Origin of the sequence: Paenibacillus shenyangensis, from assembly GCF_000346635.1 — a bacterium.
In the GTDB taxonomy this organism is placed as follows: domain Bacteria; phylum Bacillota; class Bacilli; order Paenibacillales; family Paenibacillaceae; genus Saccharibacillus; species Saccharibacillus dauci.
Map to the genome: position 1 here is coordinate 283,451 of NZ_AOIG01000006.1, position 9,360 is coordinate 292,810.

The 9,360-nt window shown below is 45.2% G+C and carries 9 protein-coding genes; 3 read left to right on the plus strand and 6 right to left on the minus strand.

Annotated features, from left to right (window positions below; translation table 11 throughout):
• Positions 1 to 237: 237 nt before the first annotated feature.
• Together H065_RS0105480 and H065_RS0105485 are read right to left on the minus strand one after the other, a co-directional pair.
• Positions 238 to 1,632, minus strand: a complete 1,395-nt coding sequence (locus H065_RS0105480; protein WP_017812020.1) for a sensor histidine kinase — start codon at positions 1,630 to 1,632, stop codon at positions 238 to 240.
• Positions 1,629 to 2,363, minus strand: a complete 735-nt coding sequence (locus H065_RS0105485) for a response regulator transcription factor (RefSeq protein WP_017812021.1) — start codon at positions 2,361 to 2,363, stop codon at positions 1,629 to 1,631. The genes H065_RS0105480 and H065_RS0105485 overlap by 4 nt, the downstream gene beginning before the upstream one ends.
• A gap of 83 nt (positions 2,364 to 2,446) precedes the next feature.
• On the opposite strand from H065_RS0105485, the gene H065_RS0105490 reads away from it, so the two are divergent.
• Together H065_RS0105490 and H065_RS0105495 are read left to right on the plus strand one after the other, a co-directional pair.
• Complete coding sequence (locus H065_RS0105490) at positions 2,447 to 3,673, plus strand: VanZ family protein (protein ID WP_017812022.1); 1,227 nt, start codon at positions 2,447 to 2,449, stop codon at positions 3,671 to 3,673.
• A 92-nt stretch (positions 3,674 to 3,765) separates the two neighbouring features.
• Positions 3,766 to 4,518: a YdcF family protein gene (locus tag H065_RS0105495; RefSeq protein WP_017812023.1), complete on the plus strand. Its 753-nt coding sequence runs from the start codon at positions 3,766 to 3,768 to the stop codon at positions 4,516 to 4,518.
• Positions 4,519 to 4,697: 179 nt separating this feature from the next.
• Here the strand turns inward: H065_RS0105495 and H065_RS0105500 are convergent, their stop codons facing one another.
• Both H065_RS0105500 and H065_RS0105505 read right to left on the minus strand, forming a co-directional pair.
• Positions 4,698 to 5,345: a nitroreductase family protein gene (locus tag H065_RS0105500; RefSeq protein WP_017812024.1), complete on the minus strand. Its 648-nt coding sequence runs from the start codon at positions 5,343 to 5,345 to the stop codon at positions 4,698 to 4,700.
• Between the two features lie 47 nt (positions 5,346 to 5,392).
• Positions 5,393 to 5,815 carry a MarR family winged helix-turn-helix transcriptional regulator gene (locus H065_RS0105505; protein ID WP_017812025.1) on the minus strand — a complete coding sequence of 141 codons (423 nt, stop codon included), beginning with the start codon at positions 5,813 to 5,815 and terminating at the stop codon, positions 5,393 to 5,395.
• A 310-nt stretch (positions 5,816 to 6,125) separates the two neighbouring features.
• On the opposite strand from H065_RS0105505, the gene H065_RS0105510 reads away from it, so the two are divergent.
• On the plus strand, positions 6,126 to 7,070 hold the full coding sequence (locus H065_RS0105510) for an FUSC family protein (RefSeq protein ID WP_017812026.1): 945 nt from the start codon (positions 6,126 to 6,128) through the stop codon (positions 7,068 to 7,070).
• A 219-nt stretch (positions 7,071 to 7,289) separates the two neighbouring features.
• Here H065_RS0105510 and H065_RS0105515 read toward each other — a convergent pair whose 3' ends face one another.
• Both H065_RS0105515 and H065_RS0105520 read right to left on the minus strand, forming a co-directional pair.
• Positions 7,290 to 7,916 carry a DUF4309 domain-containing protein gene (locus tag H065_RS0105515; RefSeq protein ID WP_017812027.1) on the minus strand — a complete coding sequence of 209 codons (627 nt, stop codon included), beginning with the start codon at positions 7,914 to 7,916 and terminating at the stop codon, positions 7,290 to 7,292.
• Between the two features lie 60 nt (positions 7,917 to 7,976).
• Positions 7,977 to 9,242, minus strand: a complete 1,266-nt coding sequence (locus H065_RS0105520; RefSeq protein WP_017812028.1) for a hypothetical protein — start codon at positions 9,240 to 9,242, stop codon at positions 7,977 to 7,979.
• Positions 9,243 to 9,360: the final 118 nt, after the last annotated feature.

A 9,360-nucleotide genomic window follows, 5' to 3' on the forward strand; every position in this document is an offset into this window, starting at 1 on the left:
GTTAATGATTCTTCACCCAGTATACGGACCCAAGTTTAAGTGCAGTACTGTAATCACCTTAAGTTTGGCTTAAGCAAAAAGACAGATACCTGTTGCATCGGTATCTGTCTTTTGTAGAAAAGATCTATTGTGGAGAGGAGCTTTGAAGCAGCTGTCATCTCACAGTGATTAGTATGGATCATCATCCACCTGCTGTGTATTCATGAACGGTATATTTAACAATAGGAGTCATCCTGATTACTCGTTGGGACAGGAAGAAGGATGGGCAAAAAGGAGCGTGACTACTGTTCCTCGATCAGGCTCACTATCCAGCGTAATACTTCCCTGATGAGCTTCTACAATCTGCTTGGCAATCGTCAGACCCAGACCGGAACCGACCGTAGGCTGACTGGCATCGGCTACCCGATAATGACGTTCAAACAGCCGCTGCTGCTCGTTAATCGGAATTCCTTTGCCATTGTCTATAATCTGTACTTTAACCTCGTGCTGTCGGCGCTGCACCCGAATACGAATTCGGGTGGATACCGGATTATGGATGAGCGCGTTCAGAATCAGATTATTCAGGGCACGCTGCATCCATTGATGATCAATCGACATGAAGATCGTCTCCTGATCGGAATCCAGATCAATCTCTCGTTCCCGATACATAGGGTTATTTAACACCTGAATAACCGTCTCACGAATCACCTCCAGCAGATCTTCAGTGCGCATAGTCAAGGGAAGAATATTATTTTGGAGGCGGTATGTGATCTTAAGATCATTCAACAGCGCTTCCAGCTGAGTAGTATTTTTGGCAATGATACGGCTGTAGCGGGAACGATCTTCTGCATTGATACTTTCCATAGGATCACTCATCAATTCAGCGTATCCCTGAATCGAAGATAGGGGTGTTTTCAGATCATGATACAGATTGGCGATCCATTCCTCCCGCATCTTCTCCATTCGTTGATGCTCACTCTCATGCTCCTGCAGCTTATCCGACAAGGTATTCAGACTCTCGTATACGTTACGATATAATCCCCGCGCGTTATAACGGGGGCTATACTCCCGCCTGGACAGACGGGTGATTGCCTGAATCAGCTTCCATGTAGGACGGCTCAGTATACTGCCAAACAGATACCCAATCAGCAGAATCGATAAAATCAATATGCCCAAAATATAAAAAAGACTGTTAAACATGTAGCGTGGTTCATAATTCACCGGGTATTTACTTACCTGAGTCTCCGGAAAAGCAATCAAATAACTCCATTCTCTGTCCTTCCACTCCCGCACGCCCGTGAAAATGGTTGATCCATTAACCGAAAATTTATTAATAAAAACAAGCCGGCTGGGCGTATAATGCTCCGGCGTATGATCCGGTTTGTTCCAGGCAGCGATCTCTGTCCCATTTTCATCGAGTACCTGAATCCATGCCTTATTTTGCTGAAGCAGACTTTTACCAGTATCGGTAATGATCGGCTGATCTTGGTTATCTCCGATAATGTACTGCTGAAACTCCAGTGTCATCTCAACCGGACTGAATTCGCTGCCATTATCGATAAAATAAAAAACAGCTGCTGTATAGATAATCAAAAATAATCCAAGCAGGACAATGTAAGAACCGACGTACAGCGAGGTGATTTTCCATTTCATGATTCTCTGCTCCGCGAAGTCCATTTATAACCGATCCCGCGTACTGTCAGCAGCCGCTGCGGATTGGACGGGTCTTCCTCCAGCTTCTCCCGTAGATGCCGGATATGAACCATAATGACGTTATCGCTGCCCCTGTCATCTTCTTCCCATACATTTCGGTACAGCTGTCTTTTGCTGAATATCTGATCAGGATGGGAAGCCAATAACAGTAACAATTTGTACTCTTTGGCTGTCAAACCTACAGGTTCACTATTACGAGTCACTTCGCCCTTATTTTCATCAATACGAATATTGCCATATTCATATACAGGACGCTGCTCTCTGATCATGCCGGACAACATAAGGTCCCGCCGAAAACGTGCCTTGATCCGGTAAGCCAGTTCTTTGGGGCTGAATGGCTTGGTAATATAATCATCACCACCGATTCCAAGACCTATAATCTTGTCTATATCTTCATTTTTGGCAGACAGGAAAAAGATCGGTACCTGACTAAACTGACGCAGCTGCTGACAGACAGCAAATCCATCCAGATCCGGCAGCATAATATCCAGAATAATAATATCCGGCTGCTGCTCCCGGCATAAGCTAATGCCCGCTTCTCCTGTAGCTGCTGTATAAATATGCCGAAAGCCTTCTTTTTGCAATACTGTAGTTAGTAAGTCTGTAATATCCGGTTCATCATCAATAATAACAATCCTGCGCGCAGACAAGGCTGGGCTGCTTTCATTCATAAGGCGTTCCTCCTTATAATAGTCTACATATCGATAGTTATTTTTGCGTGGTAGAGTAAGGTTCATCGGGAGGCATGATATCTATGTACAACGCCTATTTATTACCTGTTTTATATGCTTTCCTTGCTTTTCCGCTGGCGGCAGCGTTATTTACTTTTCCTTTTCTGGTGTATCAGTACCGGCAGTATGGATACATTAATATTGTTCGGGCGATCACACTGTATGCTCTACTGCTTTATCTAATGAATGCCTACTTCCTTGTTATTTTACCATTTCCGGCGTCCCGGCATAATCTGCCGCTGGCGCATGGCGATTTACAACTGGTACCCTTTCAGTTCGTAAGCGATTTTTTGAAAGAAACCTCGGTCTCTTTGCATGATCCGGCGACCTATATGCATTTATTCAAAGAACGCGCCTTTTTGCAGGTCCTATTCAATATCCTGCTGACTGTGCCCTTCGGAATGTTCCTGCGTTATTATTTTCGTCAGGGCTGGTGGTCGGCTCTGATTTGGTCTTTTTTGCTTTCGCTGTCTTTTGAGACGATTCAGCTAACCGGCATTTTTGGCATTTATGATCATGCCTATCGGATCTTTGATGTGGATGATCTGATCTGCAATACATTCGGTGGCATGATCGGCTTGCTTATGGCATCCTGGATTTCCGAGAGGCTGCCGGATGCACGGCAGATGGATAAGCAGCTGGATCGGTCACAGCGAAGAGTCACCTACACCCGCCGAGGAATTGCTTTTATAATCGATATGTTGGTCTGGTCTATACTATCCTCTATTCTGACAAGAATGCAGGTTCCGTTCACATTTTGGTTATCCAGTGGTCTTTACTTTATACTACTGCCTTATATAACGGGAGGTCGTACAGTTGGGAAATGGATGGTACGTATCCATCTGGTATTTAGGGATCAGCCGGAGCGCAGGCCTCCTTTCTCGGCACTGCTTATTCGTTATGGATTATTGTATTGGGGATTTTTCGGACTGAACCGGCTGCTGAATATTCCTTTTATCACAAGCAACCCTTCCCGACTGGAAGCTATTGTGTATCTGGCTGTATTGTTTGTGATCAATGCCGGATTTTTTATTCATCTGATTACTCGTTTTTTCAGAAAGGGATCGTTATTGTTCTATGAGCAGATCAGTCATACCTCGCACCGCATTACCTGGCCCGATCAGCCCGGTGATTCGGGAGAAGATTCGCCGAATCATAACCATGTAAATGCTACAAAAGATACTGCTGTCTCGTCGGCAGTACAGGATACATCCTCCCCTGAGTCCGATGATATGCCGCCTCAATCATGATACAATACAGCGAGCTGTATAGGCAGATGATATGAATCCTAGCCTATGTTTCTAATTATTCCTTTATTCTTTGTCAAAGGCGGTAGATTTTCTTGTTATATGTAATCAAGTTTTTGTACAGCTTTGTACTTCCACCTGGGTTGTTTATTATTCTGCTGCTAGCGATGTCTATCTGGCTATGGCGGCGACAACTCCGGCAGGCACTCATACTGCTAGTAATGACTATTCTGCTGTATCTGTCTACGACAGGTCTGGTCAGTGACGCTCTGATCGGCAGCCTGGAACAGCGTTATGCTCCGCCAGCCTCGATACAAGGCGATGTGATCGTTGTACTGGGCGGTGGAGCAACACAGGGTACACCGGATATCGATGGTCAAGGAAATCTGTCAGGAGCTGCCGGCAACCGGCTGATTACAGCTGTGCGTCTGTACCGTCAGACCGGTCTGCCGATTATTTTCTCGGGTGGACAGGTATTCGCTGACAGCGGCAATGAAGCCGATATTGCGCGCCGGCAGCTGATTGGTATGGGTATCCCTGCCAAAGATATCCTCGCTGAGAACCAGTCTCTGAATACCGAGCAAAATGCAGTCAATACAGCCGCTCTGCTGCAGCAAAAAAAATGGAGCCATCCGGTATTGGTAACGTCCGCTTTTCATATGCCTCGTTCGGTCGTGGAATTCCAGCGAGCTGGACTGGCTGTGCAGCCGTACCCTACAGACTATTGGGTAAGCCAGCCTGAAGCCATGTATCCCGGCAAATTCTCGCCTTCCGGCGGAGCGATGAGTTCTACCAGCACAGCGCTCAAGGAATACCTGGGACTGTTAGTAGCTACGATCAAATCATAAATGATCTCCTGCTTGCAGCAGACAGCGAACACACCTATTTTACAACACGAAAAAGAGAGATATGCCTCAGAGGCTGTCTCTCTTTTTATCTATAGCAGGCTTTATATTTGTGTCGCCTGTTCATCCACTTTATCCATGTGTTAAGTTAATCTACATTCATTTCATTAATGCAGTTGTTCTTATTTCCACTCTGCGATGCTGTTAATTGGCAGACGCATCGAAGGGTAGCCTTCATTGGCTGCTTTACCGATTGTCAGCAGCATAACCGGAACATAACGTTTGGTATCCATGCCGAATAATTCGGACATTTGTTCTTTCTCATAACCACCGATTGGGTTGGTGTCATAACCATGTGCACGGGCTACCAGCATCAGCTGCATCGATACCAGACCGCTATCGATCAGAGCGATGTCCTTACGCGCTTGTTCAGACAGGTTTTCATAATAAGCCATAGCAAATGGAAGCTGTCTTTCTTTGACTTCAGCAGGCATATAGCCCAGTTCTACAGCTGTATTGAAGATTTCTTCTGCGTTCAGTTCGTGCTGCAGATCGCCAAAGATCGCGATAACTGCGGAAGAAGTCTCTACCTGATGGCTGTTGAATTTCGCCAGTGGCAGCAGCTGTGCTTTGGCTTCTTCACTCTCGATAACGAGGAAACGCCAAGGCTGCAGGTTGATGGAAGATGGAGCACGAGTCGCTTCATTCAGGATCTCGGTCATTTCCTCACGGCTGATTTTTACGGATGGATCGTAACTTTTAATAGAGCGGCGCTCCAAGGCAATTTTGCGGAAATCATTGGTTTGGGTTACAGCATTTGTTGTTGTCATACAGTAAACTCTCCTTTTATATGGGTATAAATGATATCAGATTCGGCTTAGAGCTGGCTGATATTTTGATTAATTCGCATCAGCATATCAGACAATTGATCCTGATCGCTGCTGCTGAAGCCATCGAGCATACGGTTCAGGAACGTTTCACGTTCCTCCCGAAAAGCTATAATTTTCTCGCGTCCATGCTCGGTGAGCTGCACGAGTGTAAAGCGGTTATCTTCGGGACTGATGCGACGAATAACCATATTCTCCGCTTCCAGCTGCTTCACATGACGGGTGATGGCTGCATGGTCGATACCAACCAGCTTTTGTAAGGAAGATTGGCTAATCTCGTCAGACTGATACAACTGACATAATAGCTGCAAGCGGGAAGCACTAATTCCTGCACACCGCTCAAATGTACTGGTCAGCTGACGGTGAAGACCGTGAATCTGGTTGAATATTTCCTGAGATGACAATTCGGGCATCGGACTTCTCTCCTCTCTGACCGTACAGCGGTTATTTATGAAATAGTATGGAACATGTATTCGTTTGACTCATCAATCATTGACATATCAAATGATATCATACCCGTATTCAATTTGCAATTGTATTACAGGAAATTAAATTGATAAAAATCTTTATTAATGACTTATAACAGTTTGTATACGCTCTCATTTTTTATCCTAACCTTTTGCGGAATGGTTCATCATAGTTCATAGACTTTAAAAGAATAATAAGTTATAGTACATAGTCCAATGTTAACTTGTATGATTCAGGAAGGAACGTATTGAACTTATGAAATTTGCTATTGGAATGCGCAACCTCAAAACAGCACTTGCTGTCCTGATCTGTCTGATCATCTCACAGCTGCTGCATCTGGAGTATCCGTTTTATGCTGTTATTGCTACTATTATCGCAATGGAGAATTCGGTCACCAATTCGTATACCGTTGGTAAAAATCGGATGATGGGCACGATTGTCGGCGCCTTTTGTGGATTGATATTCGCTCTGATCGATCCGCATAATGCAATTCTGGCGGCGCTTGGTATCATTATGGTTATCTATATTTGCAATCTGCTGGGCTGGAATAAATCGGTCTCCATTGCCAGTATCGTATTTCTGGCGATTATGCTGAATCTGCGTCCAGGCGAGAGTCCACTCCTGTATGGTACCCACCGCGTAATGGATACGCTGATCGGTATCGGGGTTGCCGTACTGGTTAACTATCTCGTCTATCCACCCAACCATGAGCGTGGACTGGAACAGAAGCGCATGGTTCTGCGTCGCAATATGACGCGTCTCGCACATGAACTGCTTCGCGAAGGCGGCGGTGTACATATTAGTTCCCTTCGCGATGATATGACAGCGATGGAAGAAGCTTACAAGACCTATACGTCCGAATTCCGGCTGAATCTCAGCAAGCAGCTGTTTATCGATCATATTGAGCAAGAGATCGATATTTATCACAATACGTACTCTCATATGCGTATGCTACGGCTGCTCACCGATGAACCAGAGACCGAATTGGCTCCAGGAGTCATTCAGCGGCTTCGTTCTCTGGTCGCTGCTCCGATTACGGTACATCCGGAATATCTGCCGCTGATCTATCAGTATCATGTACAATGTATTATCCAGGAAATGCAGATACTCGGTCTGATGATCCCGGCTCATATCGCGCCTCCCAAAAAGCTCCAGCCTATCCGGACTGAACTTGCGATCAGCGATGAATCGGTAGAATAAAAGGATGGTTACCTTCATATCGTTAGATGCGATAATGATGCATCGTTTATAAAAAAACCCAAAAGAACCTTGCCTCCGCTGTAATAGGGAGCAAGGTTCTTTTGGGTACATTATCTATCCTTAATTCTCATCCATGTATCTATTCACCTGAATGATTGGCACCGCTATTAATCTTCCGGACTCCTGTAAATCATGGATCATCCGATGATAATCCGAGGATTACTTCTCACTTGGTGATAATTCCAGACCAATGATCTTGTTTTTATCACCGTCATCCGGACTGGCTGCCAGTGTGTATTTACCAACATTGTAGAAAATCAGATAATCTCCTGTACTCTCCATCAACCCTTCATCTACAGGCTGACCAAATCGATGATTCAGAAAGGATCGGGTTAGCTCATGCTCTTCCACATTCAGTACCATTTTCACAATCGGGTCACTATCCTCAATTTCATCAGCTACACTTCTCGGAAAGAAAAAAGCTGCATCCTGATAACCGTAATACACGCCTTCATAATTATCTATCCGATCCGGCTTGCCCAGTGCCGCAGTTAGTTCCGCTGCGGTTGTACCTATACCTATTTCTTCATCATCAAGCTTGCCTTGTGATACATGCGCTTTGGTCAGCCAGGGAAGCTGGATATTCGAAGCGTCTGCCGAACCGGATTTTGGTTGCTGCTGGACTGTTTCCTTTTTGGCAGATGTATGATTGGCTCCTGACTGCTGTGGTGACGTTGTATCCGTTAACGCAGCCTGTGATGCTCTGTTCTGGTTATAGGCATACCACAATGCGCTGCCCACTCCGATAACAACTACAGCTGTCATAATCCATACTGCTTTTTTCAATCTGTTCATTCTCCTTTATTCATACCGTTCAATCAATGACCTGTTTGTCACAACGATCTTTTATTGGGGCAAATCAGCTGCTTTGATGCGCAGGATTTTACCGGCAGATTCCGAGATAGGATCGGTGTCTGTTCCCAGCCCAAAGTAGAAGTCTCCCTGATACTCTTCCAGCGATTTGGCATACGTATCTTGTTTGAATTTCAATACTTCGGTCCATTTGTTCAGATTACGCGTTTTGTATACCCGGCTAATATAGCTTCCATCCGACTGCTTGGTGTAGGTAAGCAGATAGAGCATTTTGCCGCGTACAATCATATCAGTTGGACGGGCGTTAGGATCAGGCAGCTGGATCGCTCTTGCCTTATTTATATTTTTGGCTGCAATTAGCGATTCGGGCATGATCTGGGAATCATTGTACAACTCTCCGGCAATATAGACGAGCTGATTATTCAGTACAACTGTTTTACTGATTTTTTTGTAAGGACTAGAGCCGGCTTTGGCTACAAAGCTCATACCGGGCAGCAGCGTTTTGCCTGTTACCTTTTGTTGATGGATATTCAGATTCTTGTCTATGGCAAGCAGGTTGGTCTCGTCATCCCAGGTTTTGTTATCCGGAATAATGATCGCAGACGCATACAGCATTCCTTTAAACTGGAAAAACTTATACGTACGGCTTCCGAGTCCATCGATCTTGGCAAACTCTTTCCAGGTTTTGCCGTCGTCTCCGGAGATCAGCACAACCGGTGCATCCTCTGTACCAATCGCTGCGAACAGATTGCCCTGATAGTAGGCCATGTCATAGACATGAATACCGCCCGGCAGATTCTGATACTCATTCCAGTGATCACCGTTCAGCTCGTAATAGTTACCATACGCCCAACCCGGTATAACGGAATCATTGCCCGGTATGTACAGTTTATTACGGAAAATTTTGAACGTATCAATCTGTTCATCATCGGTAACTTCACGTGTCTCCTGCTTGCCGGTCTTGGCATTATTCACCACAACTTTTTGTGTGACAAATTTCCCGGTCTGTGGATCATAATAAATAATCGGGACCGGCCCTGCATTGGGAGAGGGCTTGGAATTACTGCTGTTGCCATGACCCAGATAGATTTTGCCATCAAATACCTGCATATCCCATACATTGCGGGCATAAGGCTCATTATTAAAAGGCTGTCCGAGCAACTGTAATCGGGAAGTTACATCCACATTGGCAGTCTGGGACGCCTGAGCGGTATAACCATTTACAGGGAAAGCCGAACTTCCGGTTATCATAATACATCCCGCCAGTAGAGCCGGGGTAATCATTTGTCTGATTTTCATATAAATTCATCCTTTCTGGCAGATCGAGTCATTGGTAATTGAGATCGCTTACTTCATCCCTCCTAACAGGTGAGTCGTGAGTATCTACTTCCTGATATTAGGGCGTGTTTTAAAACCC